Source organism: Streptococcus sp. HMSC065E03, assembly GCF_001815045.1.
In the GTDB taxonomy this organism is placed as follows: domain Bacteria; phylum Bacillota; class Bacilli; order Lactobacillales; family Streptococcaceae; genus Streptococcus; species Streptococcus parasanguinis_AD.
On record NZ_KV818846.1, the window covers coordinates 64,274 to 86,045 of the forward strand.

19 protein-coding genes are annotated in these 21,772 nt (G+C 44.5%); all 19 read left to right on the forward strand.

Going from position 1 to position 21,772, the window contains the following annotated elements:
- The first annotated feature begins 139 nt into the window (after positions 1-139).
- The 19 genes from HMPREF3002_RS02625 to HMPREF3002_RS02715 all read left to right on the forward strand — a co-directional run bounded on the left by HMPREF3002_RS02625 (position 140) and on the right by HMPREF3002_RS02715 (position 21,645).
- Positions 140-406: an ACT domain-containing protein gene (locus HMPREF3002_RS02625; RefSeq protein ID WP_003004214.1), complete on the forward strand. Its 267-nt coding sequence runs from the start codon at positions 140-142 to the stop codon at positions 404-406.
- Between the two features lie 18 nt (positions 407-424).
- Complete coding sequence (locus HMPREF3002_RS02630; RefSeq protein ID WP_070665148.1) at positions 425-1,762, forward strand: PFL family protein; 1,338 nt, start codon at positions 425-427, stop codon at positions 1,760-1,762.
- An 81-nt stretch (positions 1,763-1,843) separates the two neighbouring features.
- On the forward strand, positions 1,844-2,533 hold the full coding sequence (locus tag HMPREF3002_RS02635; RefSeq protein ID WP_070665150.1) for a histidine phosphatase family protein: 690 nt from the start codon (positions 1,844-1,846) through the stop codon (positions 2,531-2,533).
- A 123-nt stretch (positions 2,534-2,656) separates the two neighbouring features.
- Positions 2,657-3,358, forward strand: coding sequence for a histidine phosphatase family protein (locus HMPREF3002_RS02640; RefSeq protein WP_070465059.1), 702 nt, complete (start codon positions 2,657-2,659; stop codon positions 3,356-3,358).
- Positions 3,348-4,121 carry a M15 family metallopeptidase gene (locus HMPREF3002_RS02645; protein ID WP_070587512.1) on the forward strand — a complete coding sequence of 258 codons (774 nt, stop codon included), beginning with the start codon at positions 3,348-3,350 and terminating at the stop codon, positions 4,119-4,121. The genes HMPREF3002_RS02640 and HMPREF3002_RS02645 overlap by 11 nt, the downstream gene beginning before the upstream one ends.
- Positions 4,122-4,289: 168 nt before the next feature.
- Entirely contained in the window at positions 4,290-5,324 is a 1,035-nt protein-coding gene (hrcA, locus tag HMPREF3002_RS02650) for a heat-inducible transcriptional repressor HrcA (protein ID WP_070665152.1), read from the forward strand.
- Positions 5,325-5,348: 24 nt separating this feature from the next.
- The gene (gene grpE, locus HMPREF3002_RS02655) at positions 5,349-5,873 is read left to right on the forward strand and encodes a nucleotide exchange factor GrpE (RefSeq protein WP_301355021.1); all 525 of its coding nucleotides are present in this window, start codon (positions 5,349-5,351) and stop codon (positions 5,871-5,873) included.
- A gap of 242 nt (positions 5,874-6,115) precedes the next feature.
- On the forward strand, positions 6,116-7,939 hold the full coding sequence (gene dnaK, locus HMPREF3002_RS02660) for a molecular chaperone DnaK (RefSeq protein ID WP_070665154.1): 1,824 nt from the start codon (positions 6,116-6,118) through the stop codon (positions 7,937-7,939).
- Between the two features lie 198 nt (positions 7,940-8,137).
- Entirely contained in the window at positions 8,138-8,770 is a 633-nt protein-coding gene (locus tag HMPREF3002_RS02665) for a DJ-1/PfpI family protein (protein ID WP_070665156.1), read from the forward strand.
- Between the two features lie 270 nt (positions 8,771-9,040).
- Complete coding sequence (dnaJ, locus tag HMPREF3002_RS02670) at positions 9,041-10,174, forward strand: molecular chaperone DnaJ (RefSeq protein ID WP_003004734.1); 1,134 nt, start codon at positions 9,041-9,043, stop codon at positions 10,172-10,174.
- Positions 10,175-10,335: 161 nt separating this feature from the next.
- A complete protein-coding gene (locus HMPREF3002_RS02675; protein ID WP_070665158.1) occupies positions 10,336-13,863 on the forward strand; it encodes a family 20 glycosylhydrolase in 3,528 nt (1,175 codons plus the stop codon).
- 288 nt (positions 13,864-14,151) lie between these two features.
- Positions 14,152-14,898, forward strand: coding sequence for a tRNA pseudouridine(38-40) synthase TruA (gene truA / locus HMPREF3002_RS02680; RefSeq protein ID WP_023919343.1), 747 nt, complete (start codon positions 14,152-14,154; stop codon positions 14,896-14,898).
- The gene (locus tag HMPREF3002_RS02685) at positions 14,891-15,652 is read left to right on the forward strand and encodes a bifunctional hydroxymethylpyrimidine kinase/phosphomethylpyrimidine kinase (RefSeq protein WP_023919342.1); all 762 of its coding nucleotides are present in this window, start codon (positions 14,891-14,893) and stop codon (positions 15,650-15,652) included. Before truA ends, HMPREF3002_RS02685 begins: the two co-directional genes overlap by 8 nt.
- A complete protein-coding gene (locus HMPREF3002_RS02690) occupies positions 15,642-16,112 on the forward strand; it encodes an ECF transporter S component (protein WP_003010175.1) in 471 nt (156 codons plus the stop codon). The genes HMPREF3002_RS02685 and HMPREF3002_RS02690 overlap by 11 nt, the downstream gene beginning before the upstream one ends.
- A gap of 3 nt (positions 16,113-16,115) precedes the next feature.
- Positions 16,116-16,679: a TIGR01440 family protein gene (locus tag HMPREF3002_RS02695; protein ID WP_023919341.1), complete on the forward strand. Its 564-nt coding sequence runs from the start codon at positions 16,116-16,118 to the stop codon at positions 16,677-16,679.
- A 128-nt stretch (positions 16,680-16,807) separates the two neighbouring features.
- A complete protein-coding gene (tig, locus tag HMPREF3002_RS02700) occupies positions 16,808-18,091 on the forward strand; it encodes a trigger factor (RefSeq protein WP_003004508.1) in 1,284 nt (427 codons plus the stop codon).
- A gap of 226 nt (positions 18,092-18,317) precedes the next feature.
- Positions 18,318-18,902: a DNA-directed RNA polymerase subunit delta gene (gene rpoE, locus HMPREF3002_RS02705; RefSeq protein ID WP_021154455.1), complete on the forward strand. Its 585-nt coding sequence runs from the start codon at positions 18,318-18,320 to the stop codon at positions 18,900-18,902.
- A 260-nt stretch (positions 18,903-19,162) separates the two neighbouring features.
- The gene (locus tag HMPREF3002_RS02710) at positions 19,163-19,858 is read left to right on the forward strand and encodes a B3/B4 domain-containing protein (RefSeq protein WP_023919339.1); all 696 of its coding nucleotides are present in this window, start codon (positions 19,163-19,165) and stop codon (positions 19,856-19,858) included.
- 173 nt (positions 19,859-20,031) lie between these two features.
- Positions 20,032-21,645, forward strand: a complete 1,614-nt coding sequence (locus HMPREF3002_RS02715; protein ID WP_023919338.1) for a CTP synthase — start codon at positions 20,032-20,034, stop codon at positions 21,643-21,645.
- Positions 21,646-21,772 lie beyond the last annotated feature (127 nt).

The following is a 21,772-nucleotide window of genomic DNA, read 5'->3' on the forward strand; positions in this document are numbered from 1 at the left end:
ATAAAGAGGCTAGGACTTTTGTCCCAGCCTCTTTATTTTTTTATACACGTTTAATATATCCGAACGTTCCCAGTTGAGAAGGGCGATTTTAAGGGGATTGTGCTACAATGGAAGCAAATAGATAGAATGGAGCAGTGAAATGAAAGCAATTATTACAGTCGTTGGAAAAGACCAAAAAGGAATCGTAGCGGGTGTTGCAACGAAAGTGGCAGAATTAGGACTCAATATCGATGATATCTCTCAAACCGTATTGGATGAATACTTTACCATGATGGCGGTTGTATCGTCAGATGAGAAAAAAGATTTCACACAGCTTCGTTCGGAGTTGGAAGAATTCGGTCAGTCTCTGCATGTAAAAATCAATATCCAAAGTGCAGCGATTTTTGATGCTATGCACAATTTGTAAGATAGGGGTTGAGAATTTATGGACATTAAACAGGTAACAGAAACCATTGCCATGATTGAGGAGCAGAACTTCGATGTTCGGACTATCACCATGGGGATTTCGCTTCTCGATTGTATTGATCCGGATATCGAAAAGGCGGCAGAAAAAGTCTACAATAAGATTGTGACAAAGGCCAAAGATTTGGTGGCTGTTGGGGATGAGATTGCGGCAGAACTCGGTATTCCTATTGTCAACAAGCGGGTTTCGGTCACTCCGATTTCTATTATCGGAGCAGCAACCAATGCGACAGACTATGTACCCTTTGCTAAGGCACTGGATCGTGCGGCGAAGGAAGTTGGGGTCAACTTTATCGGTGGCTTTTCAGCCCTGGTTCAAAAAGGCTATCAAAAGGGGGATGAAATCCTTATCAATTCCATTCCTCGCGCCCTTGCAGAGACGGATTTTGTCTGCTCTTCTGTTAATATTGGTTCCACTAAGACAGGGATCAATATGACCGCTGTCCGAGATATGGGTCGTATCATTAAAGAGGCATCCCAAGCAGATCCAATGGGGCCTGGTAAGCTGGTAGTTTTTGCCAATGCAGTAGAAGATAATCCCTTTATGGCGGGTGCCTTCCACGGTGTCGGTGAAGCGGATGTTGTCATTAACGTTGGGGTTTCAGGACCGGGTGTCGTCCAACGGGCCATCGAAAAAGTTCCAGGCGCTAGCTTTGATGTATTGGCTGAAACAGTCAAGAAGACAGCTTTCAAGATTACCCGTGTTGGGCAATTAGTGGGTCAAATGGCTAGTGAACGTCTCGGTGTTGAGTTTGGAATTGTCGACTTGTCTCTCGCGCCAACGCCAGCTGTTGGGGATTCGGTTGCCCGTGTCCTCGAAGCGATGGGGCTTGAAGTGGTCGGAACTCATGGGACAACAGCAGCCCTAGCTCTGCTCAATGACCAAGTGAAAAAAGGCGGCATCATGGCTTGTAACCAAGTTGGTGGTTTGTCAGGTGCCTTCATTCCGGTCTCAGAAGACGAAGGGATGATTGCAGCGGTCCAATCAGGCCATATCAATCTGGAAAAATTGGAAGCCATGACAGCTATCTGTTCCGTCGGTCTGGATATGATTGCCATCCCAGCTGATACTCCAGATACAACCATTGCGGCCATGATCGCCGATGAAGCAGCTATCGGGGTCATCAACCAAAAGACAACAGCCGTTCGGATCATTCCTTATGGCAAGGAAGGCGATATGTTAGAGCTTGGTGGACTTCTTGGGTCTGCTCCGGTAATGAAGGTCAACAAGGCTTCGTCAGCTGATTTCATTGCCCGTGGTGGCCAAATTCCAGCTCCGGTTCATAGCTTTAAAAACTAAGAGAAATCTAGTATAATAGTAGAAAATAGAAAAGTCTGTGATGATGAAACTCCAGACTTTTTTCTTGCAAAAGGAGACAAGATGGCTAAAACAAGATTATTTGTGATTCGTCATGGGAGAACCATGTTTAATACCATTGGTCGTGCTCAAGGCTGGTCCGATACGCCCTTGACAGCAGAAGGAGAACGAGGGATTCAGGCTCTAGGAATTGGCTTACGTGAGTCTGCTTTAGAGTTTGCTCGAGCATACTCCAGTGATTCAGGTCGTGCCATTCAGACCATGGGGATCATTCTCGATGAATTGGGCTTGAAAGACCAGATTCCTTACTGCTTTGACAAACGGATCCGCGAGTGGTGTTTTGGTAGCTTTGATGGGGCCTACGGTGGGGAGCTCTTTCACGGTGTCGTGCCGCGCGTGCTAGATGTAGAAGACTATAAGACTTTGACCTTGGAAGACTTGGCCAATGGAATTTGCCAAGTGGACACAGCAAATTGGGCTGAACCATGGGAAGTCTTGAAAAACCGAATCCTAGAAGGTTTTGAAGCTATTGCTAAAGAAGTAGAAGAAAATGGTGGAGGCAATGCCTTGGTGGTCAGCCATAGTTGGACCATTCAGACCTTAGTCTGCTTGATCGAAGGAAAACCAAATCTCAATCTGCCTCTTTCAAACGGTAGTGTTACCCTTGTAGAATATGAAGATGGAAAATTGACGGTTAAGGGGGTTGGAGATAGCAGTTACCGTGAGGTCGGTGAAAGCTTGCAAGAATCCTAGTCCGTCCTGAAAGGCTGACCCTTTGGTCATGGCCTTTTCTTTTTCTCAAAACTTGTAAGAGCTTTCCTACTTTCTTTTTGCAAAAAATGATATAATGAAAGAGATACATACGGAGGTAATACAATGACAAAAACCAGATTATATATTGCTCGTCATGGAAAAACCATGTTTAATACCATTGGGCGAGCACAGGGCTGGTCAGACACTCCGCTGACAGAAGCAGGGGAGCGTGGGATTCGAGAATTAGGACTTGGTCTCAAGGAAGCTGGGCTTTCTTTTGAAGAGGCTGTTTCGAGTGATTCTGGACGCACCATTCAAACCATGGGAATTATTCTTCAAGAACTCGGTCTGACAGGAAAAATCCCTTATCGTTATGACAAACGGATCCGCGAGTGGTGTTTTGGTAGTTTTGACGGTGCTTATGATGGCGATCTCTTCATGGGAGTTTTACCCCGTGTCTTTAAGGTCGATGATTTCCATCAGTTGAGCCTGATGGAGCTAGCAGAAGGGATCGTCGAAGTGGATACCACTGGATGGGCTGAATCCTGGGGTACCTTGAGTGGCCGGATCCTAGAAGGATTTGAAGCTATCGCAAAAGAAGTAGAAGCAGCTGGCGGTGGCAATGCTATTGTGGTTAGCCATGGCATGACGATTACGACCTTGATTTATCTCATCGATCCAAAAGCGGTCGAAGAATTGGTCTTGGACAACGGAAGCGTGACGGTTTTGGCCTATGAGGATGGTGCTTTCAGTATTGAAAAGATTGGGGATATGTCTTATCGTAAGGTTGGAGCAAAACTTCTAGAGGGTAGCCATGACGAATAAGTATAGACGCGCAAGAAAAAAACGTAAGAAATGGTGGCCCTACCTATTGAGTTTCTTTCTTCTTGTGGTCCTTGGATCAGGAATTGGTGCTTATTTAGCAAAACCGAGCTTGTTTTCAGGGCTTCAGTTTTGGAAGGCTAAAAAAACAGCTGTAACGACTCCCTCTTCTTCTAAGAAAAAGGAAGAAAAATCAGATTTACCAGCCGTTTCGACCAAAGACTGGCAGTTGATCTTGGTTAATCGTGACAATGTGAAGCCTGAGCTGAACCCGCAATTGACAGATGTGGATGCTATCAAAGTGGATAGTCGGATTGTAGAACCAACTCGTCAATTTTTAGAAGCGGCTCGAAAAATTGCCCCAGAAGAAACCTTGATATCAGGCTATCGAAGTGTGGCCGAGCAAACAGAGCTCTATAATGAACGTGTTGCGCAACTAGAGGCTAGCGGCCTTTCGCACGAAGAAGCTGAAAAGCAGGTGCAGACCCAGGTACAGGTCCCTGGTGCGAGTGAACACCAGACAGGGCTTGCGATTGATATGAGTGTTGAAGCTGGTCAAAGTGATGAGCTGGGCATGCAGCTGGCTGCCATCGCACCGCAATATGGCTTTGTTCTTCGCTACCCAGATGGGAAGAGCAACATCACGGGTGTGAATTTTGAGAATTGGCATTTCCGTTATGTTGGCGTAGAAAATGCTCAGTATATGGCCAAGCATCAGCTAGTATTGGAAGAATATATTCAGCTATTGAAAAAGGCTGGCAAATAAGAGGAGATTCACTTCTCTAGGTCTTAAGAATGATTTTTAGCACTCTTGAAAAAAGAGTGCTAATTTTTTGGATTTTTCTCTTGACTTTCTTTTGGATGGGTGTATAATAGAATCAAGGTTTAGCACTTGAGTGTTTAGAGTGCTAAAAAATGAAAGAGAGGTGAGGTCATGGTTACAGAACGTCAAAATGAGATTCTCAATCTTGTCGTCGATATCTTTACCAAGACCCACGAACCAGTCGGTTCAAAAGCGCTACAAGATGTGATTCAATCCAGTAGCGCGACCATTCGAAACGACATGGCTGCCCTCGAAAAACAAGGCTTACTAGAAAAGGCCCACACTTCGAGTGGCCGCATGCCTAGTCGAGCTGGTTTTCAATATTTTGTTCAGAACTCGCTTGATCTAGAGTTGATTGATGAGCAAGATGTCTACCAGGTGGTGAAAGCCTTTGATTTCGAAGCCTTTAAGTTAGACGATATCTTGGATGCTACAGCTAAGTTACTAGCCCAGATGACTGGTTACACCGCAGTGATTCAGGATGTTGAACCGACACGTCAGCGCTTGACTGGTTTTGAAATTGTTCCATTATCCAATCACGATGCCTTAGCGGTTCTAACCTTGGATGAATCAAAGCCTGTCACCGTCCAATTTGCCATTCCAAAGAATTTCTTAACCAGTGACTTGGAAATCTTCCATCAGCTGGTTCAAGAGCGTTTCATTGGAAATACAGTCTTGGATATCCACTACCGCTTGCGGACAGAGATTCCACAGATTGTACAGCGCTATTTCAAGACGACAGACAATGTGCTGGATCTCTTTGATTACGTCTTCTCGCAACTGTTTCAAGAACTGGTCTTTGTAGAAGGAAAGGTTTCATCATTAGCCTACGCCGATCTTCAGACCTATCAGTTCTTAGATAATCCCCAACACGTAGCCTTGGAGTTACGAGGGGGAATGCCAGAAGACCAAATGACCCAGATCCTGGTTGCAGAATCCCAAGAGAAGGCCTTGAATAATGTGACGGTCATTAGCCACAAGTTCTTGGTTCCTTATCGTGGGATGGCCCTCATGCATGTGATCGGTCCCGTAGAGATGGATTACAGGCGTGTGATTAGCCTGGTCAATGTCATCGGCCGGGTACTGGTTATGAAGTTGACGGACTACTACCGTTACCTCAACAGCAACCATTATGAAGTAAATTAAGACCAAATGAAAGGGGTGTATGCCTTGACAGAAGATATCAAAAAAGAAGACGTGAAAGAAGAGGAAGTTGCCCAAACAACTGAAGAAGTTGTAGAGGAAAGCAACCAACCTTCTGAGTTAGAAGAAGCACAAGCGCGTGCCGAGGAATTTGAAAACAAATACCTTCGTGCTCATGCAGAAATGCAAAATATTCAGCGCCGTGCCAATGAAGAACGTCAACAATTACAAAAATACCGTAGCCAAGATTTGGCAAAAGCGATCTTACCATCACTGGACAACCTCGAACGTGCCCTTGCCGTCGAAGGATTGACAGATGATGTGAAGAAGGGCTTGGAAATGGTCCAAGAAAGTTTGGTACATGCTCTGAAAGAAGAAGGAATCGAAGAAATTCCAGCGGACGGAGCCTTTGACCATAACTACCACATGGCCATCCAAACCTTGCCTGCAGATGATGAACATCCAGCAGACACCATCGCACAAGTCTTCCAAAAAGGCTACAAACTCCATGACCGCATCCTTCGCCCAGCCATGGTAGTGGTTTATAACTAGTCTGCCTTGTCCGAAACGACACTAAACTATGAAAGAAAGATTAACATTGGTTTGGCTTTGCCAATAGTGAGCGAAGCGAACCAAAGGCGATACTCTTCGCCGTGGCGGTATCTTCGCAAACTTTGAGACCTTAGGCTCAAAGTTTAGTCAAAGAGATTGACGAAGTCAAGCTCTGACGGCGTCGCCACTTAAGAAGAGTATCAGAAAGAAAAAAAGAGAAAAAATAACAAGGAGAAAAACATATGTCTAAAATTATCGGTATTGACTTAGGTACAACAAACTCAGCAGTAGCAGTTCTTGAAGGAACTGAATCAAAAATTATCGCAAACCCAGAAGGTAACCGCACAACTCCATCTGTTGTGTCATTCAAGAACGGTGAAATCATCGTTGGTGATGCTGCAAAACGTCAAGCAGTTACAAATCCAGATACCATCATCTCTATCAAATCTAAGATGGGTACTTCTGAAAAAGTTTCTGCTAACGGAAAAGAATACACTCCACAAGAAATCTCAGCTATGATCCTTCAATACTTGAAAGGTTACGCTGAAGATTACCTTGGTGAAAAAGTAACGAAAGCAGTTATCACAGTTCCTGCTTACTTCAACGATGCGCAACGTCAAGCAACTAAAGACGCTGGTAAAATCGCTGGCCTTGAAGTAGAACGTATCGTCAACGAACCAACAGCAGCAGCTCTTGCTTACGGTTTGGATAAGACTGATAAAGAAGAAAAAATCTTGGTATTCGACCTTGGTGGTGGTACATTCGACGTATCTATCCTTGAATTGGGTGATGGTGTCTTTGATGTATTGGCAACTGCAGGGGATAACAAACTCGGTGGTGACGACTTTGACCAAAAAATCATCGATTACTTGGTAGCAGAATTCAAGAAAGAAAATGGTATCGATTTGTCAACAGACAAGATGGCGCTTCAACGTTTGAAAGATGCAGCTGAAAAAGCGAAGAAAGACCTTTCTGGTGTGACTTCAACACAAATCAGCTTGCCATTCATCACTGCAGGCGCTGCTGGACCTCTTCACTTGGAGATGACCTTGACTCGTGCAAAATTTGACGATTTGACTCGTGACCTTGTAGAACGTACGAAAACTCCAGTTCGTCAAGCCCTTTCAGATGCAGGTTTGAGCTTGTCAGATATCGACGAAGTCATCCTTGTCGGTGGTTCAACTCGTATTCCTGCCGTTGTAGAAGCTGTTAAAGCTGAAACTGGTAAAGAACCAAACAAATCAGTGAACCCTGATGAAGTAGTTGCCATGGGTGCTGCGATCCAAGGTGGTGTGATCACTGGTGACGTGAAAGACGTTGTCCTTCTTGACGTAACGCCATTGTCACTTGGTATCGAAACAATGGGTGGAGTCTTCACAAAACTCATCGACCGTAACACAACTATTCCAACATCTAAATCACAAGTCTTCTCAACTGCAGCAGACAACCAACCAGCCGTTGATATCCACGTTCTTCAAGGTGAACGCCCAATGGCAGCAGATAACAAGACTCTTGGACGCTTCCAATTGACTGATATCCCAGCTGCACCTCGTGGTATCCCACAAATCGAAGTAACATTCGACATCGACAAGAACGGTATCGTATCTGTTAAAGCGAAAGACCTTGGAACTCAAAAAGAACAAACCATTGTTATCCAATCAAACTCAGGTTTGACAGATGAAGAAATCGATCGCATGATGAAAGACGCAGAAGCAAATGCTGAAGCAGATAAGAAACGTAAAGAAGAAGTTGACCTTCGTAACGAAGTAGACCAAGCTATCTTTGCGACTGAAAAAACCATCAAAGAAACTGAAGGCAAAGGCTTTGATGCAGAACGTGACGCAGCTCAAGCAGGATTGGATGATCTTAAGAAAGCTCAAGAATCAGGTAACCTTGAAGAAATGAAAGCGAAACTTGAAGCCTTGAATGAAAAAGCGCAAGCCTTGGCTGTTAAACTCTACGAACAAGCCGCAGCAGCGCAACAAGCCCAAGCAGGAGCAGAAGGCGCCCAAGCAGCAGGAAACGCAGGCGATGACGTCGTAGACGGAGAGTTTACGGAAAAATAAAATAGTCCAGTGGACTATTTTATCCCGAGCTTGAAAATCGGGGAGTGAGGCGTTAAGAATGACTAATCACTAAAGTGATTGTCATTCTACGGCAATCGCTATGGCGCCTTTCCTAAACGCCTAACTAGTAAATGATAAAAAGAAATCCAGAGGTTGCAACCCAGCCTCTGTTTTTCGGTAAAATAGAGGATGTTGCGTATGAAAAAAGTACTTTGTTTGATTTATCCTAATTTTTCTCTTTATGAGATAACTGCTTTAACGAGTACTTTAGCTCTGTCTTTTGACGTCACGATTGATTATGTCGCTTCAGATCATTCGATGGTGGTCTCTGAGGATGGCTTGCTCTGTCAACCGACCAAAACACTAGATCAAATCTGTATAGAAGAGTATTCTTGTGTGATTTTGCCAGGAATGGTCAATATAGGGCCTGCTCTACAGGATGAGAAATTGATTTCGTTTTTGAGGGACCTTGGTGAGCAAGATATCCTCATTGCAGCCATTTCTTCAGCGCCTCTTTTATTAGCGAAAGCAGGTTTGCTGAACGATACGAAATTTACAGGTGGAATTTGGCAAAACTTCTTTGATTATTTTGAATTTCTTCCACGTGAGAATTTCCAACCGAAAGTGGTTGTGCAAGATAAACAGATCATTACGGCTATCGGTTTTGCCCATCAAGAGTTTGCAAGAAAAGTGATTCTAAGTTTAGGGTTGGCAGAGAATACGGACAACTATTTTAAGGAACAGAACGAGTATGCTGAAGAGGATTTGATATTTACTCTATCGGACCAAGAGTTTGATCAAGTGAAGCGAAGTATAGAAAACACCCTCTAAAGATGTACATGAAAATTATAGAAAGGAACAAAGAGTGTTCGTAACTGAACACGGGTTCCATAAATTCTTACTCAAAATGAAAGAAAGGAATTGAACCCGACTTAAATCGTGGTTTGATTCACAACATCAATAGAAAGGAACAAAGAGTGTTCGTAACTGAACACGGGCTACGGACGATGCCAAAAAGATAGTTTTTTCTAGGACGCAAGCGTCCGTCGTCAAAACTCCTATTTTGGCTGTGTCCGTTTAACGCCCTTTGTATCTTGAATTATGAACAATACTGAATTTTATGACCGTTTGGGCGTTTCAAAGAATGCATCTCAAGATGAGATCAAGAAAGCCTATCGGAAATTATCTAAAAAATATCACCCAGATATCAACAAGGAGCCTGGTGCTGAGGAAAAGTACAAGGAAGTTCAAGAAGCTTACGAGACTTTGAGTGACGAGCAAAAACGGGCTGCTTATGACCAATATGGTGCTGCGGGTGCCAATGGTGGCTTCGGTGGCGGAGCAGGTGGTTTTGGTGGCTTTGATGGTGCTGGTTTTGGTGGCTTTGAAGACATCTTCTCTAGCTTCTTTGGTGGTGGTGCAAGCCGCAATCCGAATGCTCCTCGCCAAGGGGATGACCTCCAATACCGCGTTAATCTCAAGTTTGAAGAAGCGATTTTTGGTGCGGAAAAAGAAGTCAAGTACCATCGGGAAGCTAGCTGTCATACCTGTCATGGTTCTGGGGCTAAGCCAGGCACTAGTCCGGTGACCTGTGGACGCTGTCATGGTTCTGGAGTCATCAATGTGGATACGCAAACCCCTCTTGGGATGATGCGCCGTCAAGTGACCTGTGACGTCTGTCATGGTCGTGGTCAAGAAATTAAAGATCCATGTACGACTTGTCGTGGAACAGGTCATGAAAAACAAGCTCATAGCGTGAACGTCAAGATTCCTGCAGGAGTTGAAACAGGTCAACAAATCCGCTTAGCTGGTCAAGGAGAAGCTGGCTTTAACGGTGGACCTTATGGTGACTTGTATGTTGTTGTCAATGTTGAGCCGAGCGATCGCTTTGAACGAGATGGCTCAACCATCTACTACAAGTTAGACTTGAACTTTGTTCAAGCAGCTCTTGGAGATACGGTCCATGTGCCAACTGTTCACGGAGATGTCGATTTGGTCATTCCTGAAGGGACCCAAACCGGTAAGAAATTCCGCCTCCGTGGAAAAGGGGCTCCAAGCTTACGTGGTGGTGCTATGGGGGATCAATATGTATCTGTCAATGTCGTCACCCCAACTGGTTTAAATGACAAGCAAAAAGAAGCCCTTCAAGCCTTTGCGGAAGCAAGTGATTTGAAGGTCAACCCAAAGAAAAAAGGGTTCTTTGACAAGGTCAAAGATGCTTTAGATGATTTATAAGAATGAACGAGTTTCCTTTTGAGTAAGGAGCTCGTTTTATTTTGGATCGAATCCAAGAACTTCCTCTCCTAATTAAAGAATAATGAAGACCGTCATTGAATTTATTAAGATATCGTGGTAAATTTAAGAAAGCGATTACAAAGACAATTTAGGAGGTCCTGATGAAATCACATCAACCACGTTATGCGATTCGCAAGTATGCAGTAGGAGCTGCTTCGGTGCTAATAGGATTTTTTGCTGGTGCTCATGTTGTAGCTGCAGATACGTCGAGCGTTACAGACAGTCCTTCAACGACAGTTCCAACTCAGCCAAGCGAGGGTGAGTCAACGATTCCTCTTAATGAGGAAGCTTCTCAGCCAGCAGTAGAAAAACCATCGGCTCCCGCTCCAATCGTTGATCAAAGTCAACCGACACTGCCTGATCGTGAATTGCGGGTATCAGATCTTGACCGTTTGATTCGCGAAGAAGCAAGTTCTGTCGCAGAGTCGGATGTGGCAGCTCAACCAGCGACGGAAACGCCTGCTAAAGATCCTGATCAGGAAGAAAAATTAGCCAAGAAAAAGATTGTTTCGATCGATGCCGGTCGCAAGTACTTCTCACCAGAGCAAATCAAGGAAATCATTGATGAAGCTAGTAAGACGGGCTATACAGACTTGCATCTTCTAGTTGGAAATGACGGCTTGCGCTTTGTGCTGGATGATATGTCTTTGAAAGTGGGAGATACTTCTTATTCTAGCCAAGCCGTGACAGATGCGGTTGAAAAAGGGACAAAAGCTTATTACGATGATCCGAACGGGACAGCCTTGACCCAGGCTCAAATGGATGATATTTTGGCCTACGCCAAATCGAAGAAAGTGGGCGTCATCCCAACTATTAATAGTCCAGGTCACATGGATGCGATTCTGACAGCCATGGAACAATTGGGCATCGAAAACCCTCACTTTAATTACTTTGGCACTAAAAAATCAGCTCGGACAGTTGATTTGGATAACCAAAAAGCCTTAGACTTTACCAAAGCCTTGGTAGACAAGTATGCGGCTTATTTCAGCGGCAAGGCAGACATTTTCAATATTGGTTTGGATGAATATGCCAACGATGCCACAGATGCCCATGGTTGGCAGGTTCTCCAAGCCAGCAAGCATTGGCCAGGTGAAGGCTATCCAGAAAAAGGCTATGAAAAATTCATCCAATATGCTAATGATCTAGCAGCTATTGTGAAAAAACACAAGATGAAACCAATGGCCTTCAATGATGGAATCTACTACAATGGCGATACTTCCTATGGTACTTTTGACAAGGATATCATTGTGTCCTACTGGACAGGTGGCTGGAATGGCTATGATGTCGCTTCTTCAAAACTCTTGTCTGAACTAGGTCATCAGATTCTTAATACCAATGATGCTTGGTATTATGTGCTTGGACGGGACAAGGCTGGATCTGGTTGGTACAATCTTGATCAAGGTCTCGAAGGAATTTCCAAGTCAGCGATTGATGTGGTTCAAAAAAATGATGGAGCTAAGGTACCTTTCATCGGTGGCATGGTAGCTGCCTGGGCAGATACGCCATCTGCAACCTACAAAAAAGACCTTCTCTTTAAGCTCATGCATGCTTTCGCGGACAAGAACGCGGACTACTTTGTAGCAGATCCTGAAGTCGTCGAAAAAGCTCTTTCAGAAGCTCCAACTGATTTGGATCACTATACACCGGAATCTCTAGTAGCCTTTACGGCAGCTAAAAAAGCATTAGAAGGGGCAGGAGCAGACACGACTCGAGCAGAGGCCAAAACCTTGATCGACCATCTCAAAGCAGCTCAGGATGCTTTGGTGTATACAGAAAGCTACGCGAAAGAAGTTGCTGCAAAAGAAGCAGCGGAAAAACTTGCCATGAAAAAGGTCATCTCGATCGATGCGGGCCGCAAATACTTCTCACTGGATCAGTTGAAACGGATCGTCGACAAGGCCAGTGAGCTGGGTTATTCTGACTTGCACCTCCTGGTCGGAAACGATGGTATGCGCTTCGTGCTCGATGATATGACGGTGGAAGCCAATGGAAAAACTTATGCTAGTGATGATGTGAAAAAGGCCATTTTAGAAGGCACCAAGGCCTATTACGATGATCCAAATGGTCAAGCATTGACCCAAGCGGAAATGGATGAACTCCATGCTTATGCGACTGCGAAAGGAATCGGCTTGATTGCGGCAGTCAATAGTCCTGGACACATGGATGCTTTGTTGGTGGCCATGGAAAAATTGGGCATTGAAAATCCACAAGCCAGCTTTGATACGGTTTCAAAAACAACCATGGATTTGACCAATGAAGCAGCAGTCAACTTTACCAAAGCCTTGATTGGCAAGTACATGGACTACTTCAAAGACAAGTCTAAGATCTTTAACTATGGAACAGATGAATATGCCAATGACGCTACCAGTGCGCAAGGTTGGTACTACCTCAAGTGGTATGACCTCTATGGTAAATTTGCGGAGTATTCCAATAGTCTTGCAGCTATGGCGCGTGAAAAAGGCTTGCAACCAATGGCCTTTAACGATGGCTTCTATTATGGAGATGAAGATGATGTTGCCTTTGACAAGGACGTCTTGATTTCATACTGGTCCAAAGGATGGTGGGGCTATAACCTCGCATCTCCACAGTATTTGACAGATAAGGGGTATAAATTCCTTAATACCAACGGTGACTGGTACTATGTTTTGGGCCATAGAGGAGAGCAAAGCTATCCACTCGATAAAGCTCTTCAACATTCAGAAACCGTTCCATTTGAACAATTAGCTTCAACCAAATATCCTGATGTCAAGATACCGACATCCGGAAGTATGTTGGGAATTTGGGCTGATGAGCCGGCCAATGAATACAAGGAAGAAGAAGTCTTCCAGGTCATGGAAGCTTTTGCCAACCACAACAAGGACTATTTCAAGGCGGACTTCACTGCTCTTAGAAAAGCAGTTGCTACGGTGCCAACAGATCTAGCTATTTACACACCAGAATCGCGCGCAGCACTTGCGAAAGTCTTAGATAGCTTGAATTGGAATGTGAGCCGTGCTCATCAAGATCAGGTGGATCAAGAAGTGGCTGCTCTAACCCAAGCCCTTGCGGGGCTCAAGCCAATCACGCAAGTAGGTAGCTTGGCTGAAAATGACGTCAAAGCCCTAGTGGAAGACAAACCAAGTCTTGAAATCGTAGAAAAAGAACTTGACTTTGACCTTGTGGAACGGACTAATCCAGATCTCGCTAAAGGAGAACGCAGAGTGATCCAGGCTGGAGTTAAAGGGCAAGGCCTTGAGTATGTAGAGGTTTCGACACTTGATCAAAGTCGAAAAGTGATCACTACAGAAGTTGCCACAGAGCCGGTTGCAGAAATTGTTGAAGTCGGTACCAAAGAAGTCGTGATCCCAACAAGCCCTTCAGTAGAAGCACCAGTGAAGTCAGACGTGCTTGTTAACAAAGTGGTTTCAGATCCTTCAACACCTCAAGTGATCGCGAAGGCTCAACCTGTAGCACCAGTAAATACCCCAACGCCAATTCCAGCAGCTGTGGAAAAAGAGGTTCGTTCAGAAACAGTAAACTCTAACAAGCAACTTCCAGAAACAGGAGTGGAATCTGCACTTGGACTCGCTTTACTAGGAGCGATCTTGGGAGCAACAGGAATGGACTTGAAAAATAAAAAAAGAGACTGAGACCTAGTTGACTTGTAACAGGTCGAAGTTAGGAGAGTGGGACAGAAATCGGTAATTCGTTAGAATTCGATTTCATCGTCCCACCTCCGCACAGTTGAGTAGGGCTGTAAAAGCTGATGAAATCAGCGTATTAGAGCCCACTCAACCACTGCATCTTGCTCGACATCCAAAAACAATTGAGAGGCTAGGACTTTTGTCCCAGCCCCTTTTTGTGTTTACAAAACTGTACCCGGACAGTTTGGATTTTTCACTCTTGTAACCCCTTCTATATCCTGCTAAAATAAAACCATGACACGATACAAAGCAACCATTTCATATGACGGGACCTTGTTTGCAGGGTTTCAACGCCAACCGCATGCCCGTAGTGTGCAAGAGGAAATCGAGAAGACCTTGACGCGCCTCAATCAAGGAACCCCTGTCACCGTTCATGGAGCGGGGCGAACGGATTCAGGTGTCCATGCTCTTGGCCAGGTGATTCATTTTGATCTCCCCCAAGCGCGAGACGAGGAAAAGCTTCGCTTTGCCCTCGATACCCAAACCCCAGAGGATATTGATTTCATCCGAGTGGAGCAAGTAGCAGATGACTTTCACTCACGCTACCAGAAGCACAGCAAAACCTACGAATTCATCGTGGATTATGGTCGTCCCAAGAACCCCATGATGCGCCACTATGCCACCCACTATCCTTATCCTTTGGATGTGGAAAAGATGCAAGCGGCCATCCAAAAGTTGGAGGGAACCCATGATTTCACCGGTTTCACAGCTTCAGGAACCAGTGTGGAAGACAAGGTTCGCACGATTACAGAGGCTCGCTTGGTCGAGGATGCAGAACATCATCGCCTTGTCTTTACCTTTTCGGGCAATGGTTTTCTCTACAAGCAAATCCGCAATATGGTGGGAACTTTGTTGAAGATCGGAAATGATCGGATGCCAATCGAGCAGATCGATCTGATTTTGGAAAAGAAGGACCGCAATCTAGCAGGTCCTACAGCAGCGCCAAATGGCTTATATTTAAAGGAGATCCGTTATGAGTAATGAATTGATTCTAGCTATTTCAGGAAATGATATTTTTAGTGGGGGAGGTCTTCACGCAGACCTTGCAACTTATACGACTAATAAACAGCATGGTTTTGTAGCGGTAACTTGTTTGACCGCTATGACGGAGAACGGTTTTGAAGTGATTCCGGTGGATCCAACGACCTTTGCGCAACAGCTCAACTCTCTCAAGGATGTTCCTTTTTCTGCTATTAAACTCGGTCTTTTGCCAAATGTCGAAGTGGCAGACTTAGCCTTGGACTATGTCAAAGCCCATGCGGAGATCCCTGTAGTACTAGATCCTGTATTGGTCTGCAAGGAAAGCCATGATGTGGAAGTCTCAGCTCTTCGAGACGAATTGATCAAGTTCTTCCCTTATGTGACCATCATCACGCCAAACTTACCAGAAGCTGAGATCTTGACCCAAAGCAAGATTCAATCGCTCGACGATATGAAGGCGGCAGCGCGCAAGCTCCACGAATTAGGAGCAGCGAATGTCGTGGTCAAAGGAGGGAATCGTCTCAATAAAGAAAAGGCCATCGATGTCTTTTATGATGGGACAGACTTCACCGTTATTGAAGAGCCGGTCTTAGAAAAGAACAATACAGGAGCTGGTTGTACCTTTGCGTCTAGCATTTCCAGCCAGTTGGTAAGAGGGAAATCACCGCTTGAAGCTGTTAAAGCCTCTAAAGACTTTGTTTTCCAAGCGATTCAACATTCAGACCAGTATGGAGTAGTACAATATGACATCTAATCGAACTCAACTCATTGCCCGCCTTTCTATTTTGACAGCCTTGACAGTTGTACTCGGCTACTATACCAAACTTCCAACTCCGACAGGGATCGTCACCCTGCTAGATCTTGGCGTTTATTTCACAGCCTTCTATTTTGGGCGTAAGGAAGGTGCTATTGTCGGTGGTGTCGGAGCCTTCTTACTCGATCTGATTTCAGGCTATCCTCAGTGGATGTTCTTTAGCCTCCTCTTTCACGGGGGGCAAGGCTATTTCGCTGGCTTCAAGGGAAAAGCTCGTTACCTAGGCTTGCTCCTTGCGACAGTCGTGATGGTAGGCGGTTACGCACTAGCTTCTGCTCTCTTTTTAGGCAATGGCTGGGGTGCTGCTATCTCGGACATTCCGAATAACCTCGCTCAGAATTTTGTTGGAATGGCTTTAGGCTATGTGGTCTATTATGCATTTCAAAAGAAAGGAAGCTAATTCATGGATCTGGAGCAACTGAAGAAGGATACAAAAGAAATCTTGGTAGATGTCTTGGGAAAAAGCCGTCTCCACCAAGGACAGATTCTAGTTCTCGGGATGTCTTCAAGTGAAGTTGCAGGAGGGCAAATTGGAAAGGCCTCCAACATCGACATTGCTGAAGCTATTGTCCAGACCTTGCTAGATGAGTTGAATCCAAGGGGGATTTATCTGGCGGTACAAGGATGTGAGCATCTCAATCGCGCCTTAGTGGTCGAAAGAGAGTTGGCGGACAAGAAGGAGCTAGAAATCGTCAATGTCCTTCCGAGTCTCCATGCAGGAGGTGCTGGACAACTCGCAGCTTTCAAGTATTTTAAGGATCCTGTTGAAGTGGAATTCATCACAGCTCAAGCCGGGTTAGACATCGGAGATACCTCAGTAGGGATGCATGTCAAACACGTGCAAGTTCCGATTCGCCCTATCTTGCGTGAACTAGGTGGAGCCCATGTCACAGCCCTCGCCAGTCGGCCAAAATTGATCGGTGGGGCCCGTGCTCTCTACCTCGATGATCCCATCCGAAAATCATAATCAGAACTAGCTTTTAAGGGCTAGTTTTTTTGGATGAAAAGAGAGGCAAAAACGTTTTAAAACTTGCAATTTCAAAGTTTTGTGGTAAAATTATAAGGAATGACTATATTATTTTAAGGAGAGACAGAATGTCTGTATCATTTGAAAACAAAGAAACTAACCACGGTGTATTGACTTTCACAATCAGCCAAGAGCAAATCAAACCTGCTTTGGACCGTGTGTTTGAGTCAGTTAAGAAAACTTTGAACGTACCTGGATTCCGTAAAGGTCATATTCCACGTCCAATCTTCAACCAACGTTTTGGTGAAGAAGCACTTTACCAAGATGCTTTGAACGATCTTCTTCCAGCAGCATATGAAGCAGCTGTTAAAGAAGCTGGAATCGAAGTTGTAGCACAACCAACTTTCGATGTTGTATCTATGGAAAAAGGTCAAGACTGGACATTGACAGCAGCTGTTGTCACAAAACCTGAAGTAAAATTGGGTGCTTACAAAGACCTTGAAGTATCAGTAGAAGTTTCTAAAGAAGTAACAGACGCTGATGTGGATGCTCGTATCGAACGCGAACGCAACAACTTGGCTGAATTGGTTGTTAAAGAAGGTGCTGCAGCAGAAGGTGACACAGTTGTGATCGACTTCGTAGGTTCTATCGACGGTGTTGAATTCGACGGTGGTAAAGGTGACAACTTCTCACTTGGACTTGGTTCAGGTCAATTCATCCCAGGTTTCGAAGACCAATTGGTTGGACACTCTGCTGGTGAAACAGTTGACGTGATCGTAACATTCCCAGAAGACTACCAAGCAGCTGACCTTGCAGGTAAAGAAGCGAAATTCGTGACAACTATCCACGAAGTAAAAGCAAAAGAAGTACCAGCTCTTGACGATGAATTGGCAAAAGACATCGACGAAGAAGTTGAAACTCTTGACGAATTGAAAGAAAAATACCGCAAAGAATTGGCAGCAGCTAAAGAAGAAGCATACAACGATGCAGTAGAAGCAGCAGCAATCGATCTAGCAGTTGAAAACGCTGAAATCGTTGACCTTCCAGAAGAAATGATCCACGAAGAAGTACACCGTTCAATCAACGAGTTCCTTGGAAACATGCAACGTCAAGGTATCTCACCTGAAATGTACTTCCAAATCACTGGAACAACTCAAGAAGATCTTCACAAACAATACGAAGCAGAAGCTGAAAGCCGTACGAAGACAAACCTTGTGGTTGAAGCAGTAGCGAAAGCAGAAGGCTTCGAAGCAACTGAAGAAGAAATCAACGCTGAAATCGAACAATTGGCAGCAGATTACAACATGCCAGTTGAACAAGTTCGCAACCTTCTTTCACCAGAAATGTTGAAACATGACATCACAGTGAAGAAAGCAGTGAACGTAATCACAAGCACAGCAAAAGTAAAATAATTGAGATTAAAAAGAAGAGCCGTGAGGCTCTTCTTTTTTCTGATTTCGTGGAGAATCCTGGAATTTTCCTTTGACGAAAGGGGAAATTTATCGTACAATAGAGTGTAACGATAAAATGCGTGATAGATTTAGTGACGAGAAGTTTTCAATCTATCATTGAGGATAGGATGAGGTTGAAGACCGGATCCTTCTCCATTTAGGAAATGAAACATAAGGAGATTTACCCTTGGAATTAGAAGTATTTGCTGGACAAGAAAAAAGTGAACTTTCTATGATTGAAGTGGCGCGTGCGATTTTGGAATTACGCGGACGTGACCATGAAATGTACTTTAGCGATCTTGTAAATGAAATTCAAAATTACCTTGAAAAATCAAACAGCGAGATCCGTGAAGCCCTCCCATTGTTCTACACAGAATTGAATGTAGATGGAAGCTTTATCCCACTTGGAGATAACAAATGGGGTCTTCGTTCATGGTATGCCATCGATGAAGTTGACGAAGAAATCATCGCTCTTGAAGAAACAGACGAAGATGAAGCTCCTAAGAAACGGAAGAAAAAACGTGTCAATGCCTTCATGGATGGAGACGAGGATGCGATCGACTACAACGACGACGATCCAGAAGACGAAGAAGTTTACGAAGCAGATCCAGCTCTTTCATATGATGAAGAAAATCCAGACGATGAAAAGAGTGAAGTCGAAGCTTACGATGCTGAAATCAATGAAATCGTACCAGATGATTTGGGTGAGGAAGTTGAATTAAGCGAAGAAGACGACGAAGAAGAGGATTCTGAAGACGAGGAAGAAGAATAAATCATAAGAAGAGGCTGGGACAAAAGTCCTAGCCTCTCAATTATTTTTGGATTGTCGAGCAAGACGCAGTGGTTGATGGGCTCTACTACGCTGATTTCATCAGCTTTTACAGCCCTACTCAACTGTGCGAAGGAGGGACGACGAAATCAAATTCTAACGAATTACCGATTTCTGTCCCACTCTCTTTTTGTTTGCATTGAAAAAAGTGGCGAAATGGCGTATGATAAACGTGTAAGGATTCCTAAATAGGAGGTGTTCAGATGGACTTTCGTTTAGATCAAAGTTTAGTAGCTCTTGGTATTGATACGGTTGTGGTCGGAATTGCTAGAAATGTGGATCCCCAAGCAGTCCTGCCCCCTTCTTTTCTTGAAAAGAAGAAAGCGCTTGAACAATGGGCGCTCCAGTGTCAGACAGAAGAAGTAGTGGCATCTCCTGTCATTAAAGGGTATACAGACCTCTTGCAAAAAGTAGGGCGTAGCATCAAGAAAAATCCCCCAACAGTCCTAGCTCTTATCCGAAACATCCAGCATCGAGGAGCTCTTCCTCAGATCAATAGCATCATCGATATCTATAATGTCGAATCTCTGAAGTCCTTTCTCGCAATTGGAGGACATGACCTAGATAAGATTGAGGGACCGATTGAATTTACAGTGAGTCAAAGAGACGATCTCTTCCTCCCTATCCTTTCTAGTGAAAAACATGTCGCACCGACAGATCCTGTCTACCGGGATCAAAAAGGAGTTCTGGCTTGGTTGGATGTACGCGATAGTGACCATTACAAATTTGAGGAGACTACGCAAAACGCCCTCTTTGTCATCCAAGGAAATACCGAGACGTCAGTCGAGATGCGTTTAGAAGCGCTAGAACGAATCCACAAGGACCTTGCTCTTTGCATGCCTCAGCTTCAATTTGAGAAATTTCTCGTCACACAAAATGGAGTGGAAAAGGTCGTGTAAACAGCGAAAATTATTTTCATGAAATTTTCAATTTGACAAAGTAGACCATTTGCGGTAAGATATTGTTCGGGCACCTCATTTTGAGGTCGGAGCTCCCTAAGGATTAGGGAGCTATTTTTGTTTTTTCTGCAAAGAGGAATGGCCTCTACAACATTAGAAGAAGAGGAAAGCACATGTCAACAAAATATATTTTTGTCACGGGTGGTGTCGTATCATCCATCGGGAAAGGGATTGTCGCAGCAAGTCTTGGTCGCTTGCTCAAAAATCGTGGATTGAAAGTGACCATCCAAAAATTTGACCCTTATATCAATATTGACCCAGGGACGATGAGTCCTTACCAACACGGGGAAGTATTTGTCACAGACGATGGCGCAGAGACAGACTTGGACCTTGGTCACTATGAACGCTTCATTGATATCAATCTGAATAAGTACTCAAATGTGACAACAGGGAAAATTTATAGCGAAGTCCTTCGAAAGGAACGTCGTGGAGAATACTTGGGCGCGACTGTACAGGTTATTCCTCATATTACAGATGCCTTGAAAGAAAAGATCAAACGAGCAGCGACGACGACGGATTCAGATGTCATCATCACAGAAGTCGGAGGAACAGTTGGAGATATTGAGTCCCTTCCATTCCTTGAAGCTCTTCGTCAAATGAAGGCAGATGTTGGTGCTGAAAACGTTATGTACATCCACACCACTCTTCTACCTTACTTAAAAGCTGCGGGAGAAATGAAAACCAAGCCGACGCAACACTCTGTGAAAGAATTGCGTGGTCTAGGAATTCAACCAAATATGTTGGTCATCCGTACAGAAAAACCAGCTGGTCAAGGAATTAAGAACAAGTTGGCTCAATTCTGTGATGTCGCACCTGAAGCAGTCATTGAGTCTCTTGATGTGGAGCATTTGTACCAAATCCCATTGAACTTGCAAGCACAAAATATGGACCAAATTGTTTGTGACCATTTGAAATTGGATGTTCCTGCAGCAGATATGACAGAATGGTCTGCGATGGTCGATAAGGTCATGAACCTTAAGAAGCAGGTCAAGATTTCCTTGGTTGGAAAATACGTGGAATTGCAAGATGCCTACATTTCTGTCGTTGAGGCCTTGAAGCACTCAGGTTATGCTAATGATGCAGAAGTCAAGATTAATTGGGTCAATGCCAATGATGTGACAGCTGAAAATGTGGCAGAACTCCTTGGAGATGCGGATGGGATCATTGTCCCAGGTGGTTTTGGCCAACGGGGAACAGAAGGAAAAATTCAAGCCATCAAGTATGCGCGTGAACAGGACGTCCCAATGTTGGGTGTCTGCTTGGGTATGCAGTTAACCTGTATCGAATTTGCCCGTCACGTTTTAGGCTTAGAAGGAGCTAATTCGTCCGAATTGGATCCAGGAACTAAGTATCCGATTATCGATATCATGCGGGACCAGATCGATGTGGAAGACATGGGAGGAACGCTCCGTCTCGGTCTTTACCCATCTAAACTCAAACGAGGCTCAAAAGCAGCAGCTGCCTATGACAATCAAGAAGTGGTGCAACGTCGCCACCGTCACCGTTATGAGTTTAACAATGCTTTCCGTGAACAGTTCGAAGAAGCAGGATTTGTCTTCTCAGGCGTTTCACCAGACAACCGTTTGGTCGAAATCGTTGAAATCCCAGAAAACAAATTCTTTGTCGCTTGCCAATACCACCCAGAATTGTCAAGCCGTCCAAACCGCCCAGAAGGACTTTACACAGCCTTTATCACAGCGGCAGTTGAAAACCACGATAGCAAATAAGAATCAAGGCTGGGCAATAAGTGTCCAGCCTTTGGACTATAATAGTAATAACTACATGACGCAGTGGTTGATTGGCATCTTTGTTCGCTTTTCAAGCTCCAAAGATGACCTAATCAACTGTGCGGGG

What these genes read in the sequence shown, in the direction of transcription:
- HMPREF3002_RS02625 (WP_003004214.1), top strand. Translation starts at nt 140, where the DNA reads ATGAAAGCAATTATTACAGTCGTTGGAAAAGACCAAAAAGGAATCGTA.
- HMPREF3002_RS02690 (WP_003010175.1), top strand. Translation starts at nt 15,642, where the DNA reads ATGACATCTAATCGAACTCAACTCATTGCCCGCCTTTCTATTTTGACA.
- HMPREF3002_RS02715 (WP_023919338.1), top strand. Translation starts at nt 20,032, where the DNA reads ATGTCAACAAAATATATTTTTGTCACGGGTGGTGTCGTATCATCCATC.
- dnaK (WP_070665154.1), top strand. Translation starts at nt 6,116, where the DNA reads ATGTCTAAAATTATCGGTATTGACTTAGGTACAACAAACTCAGCAGTA.
- HMPREF3002_RS02685 (WP_023919342.1), top strand. Translation starts at nt 14,891, where the DNA reads ATGAGTAATGAATTGATTCTAGCTATTTCAGGAAATGATATTTTTAGT.
- hrcA (WP_070665152.1), top strand. Translation starts at nt 4,290, where the DNA reads ATGGTTACAGAACGTCAAAATGAGATTCTCAATCTTGTCGTCGATATC.
- HMPREF3002_RS02630 (WP_070665148.1), top strand. Translation starts at nt 425, where the DNA reads ATGGACATTAAACAGGTAACAGAAACCATTGCCATGATTGAGGAGCAG.
- dnaJ (WP_003004734.1), top strand. Translation starts at nt 9,041, where the DNA reads ATGAACAATACTGAATTTTATGACCGTTTGGGCGTTTCAAAGAATGCA.
- HMPREF3002_RS02665 (WP_070665156.1), top strand. Translation starts at nt 8,138, where the DNA reads ATGAAAAAAGTACTTTGTTTGATTTATCCTAATTTTTCTCTTTATGAG.
- HMPREF3002_RS02675 (WP_070665158.1), top strand. Translation starts at nt 10,336, where the DNA reads ATGAAATCACATCAACCACGTTATGCGATTCGCAAGTATGCAGTAGGA.
- HMPREF3002_RS02710 (WP_023919339.1), top strand. Translation starts at nt 19,163, where the DNA reads ATGGACTTTCGTTTAGATCAAAGTTTAGTAGCTCTTGGTATTGATACG.
- HMPREF3002_RS02635 (WP_070665150.1), top strand. Translation starts at nt 1,844, where the DNA reads ATGGCTAAAACAAGATTATTTGTGATTCGTCATGGGAGAACCATGTTT.
- HMPREF3002_RS02695 (WP_023919341.1), top strand. Translation starts at nt 16,116, where the DNA reads ATGGATCTGGAGCAACTGAAGAAGGATACAAAAGAAATCTTGGTAGAT.
- HMPREF3002_RS02645 (WP_070587512.1), top strand. Translation starts at nt 3,348, where the DNA reads ATGACGAATAAGTATAGACGCGCAAGAAAAAAACGTAAGAAATGGTGG.
- tig (WP_003004508.1), top strand. Translation starts at nt 16,808, where the DNA reads ATGTCTGTATCATTTGAAAACAAAGAAACTAACCACGGTGTATTGACT.
- truA (WP_023919343.1), top strand. Translation starts at nt 14,152, where the DNA reads ATGACACGATACAAAGCAACCATTTCATATGACGGGACCTTGTTTGCA.
- HMPREF3002_RS02640 (WP_070465059.1), top strand. Translation starts at nt 2,657, where the DNA reads ATGACAAAAACCAGATTATATATTGCTCGTCATGGAAAAACCATGTTT.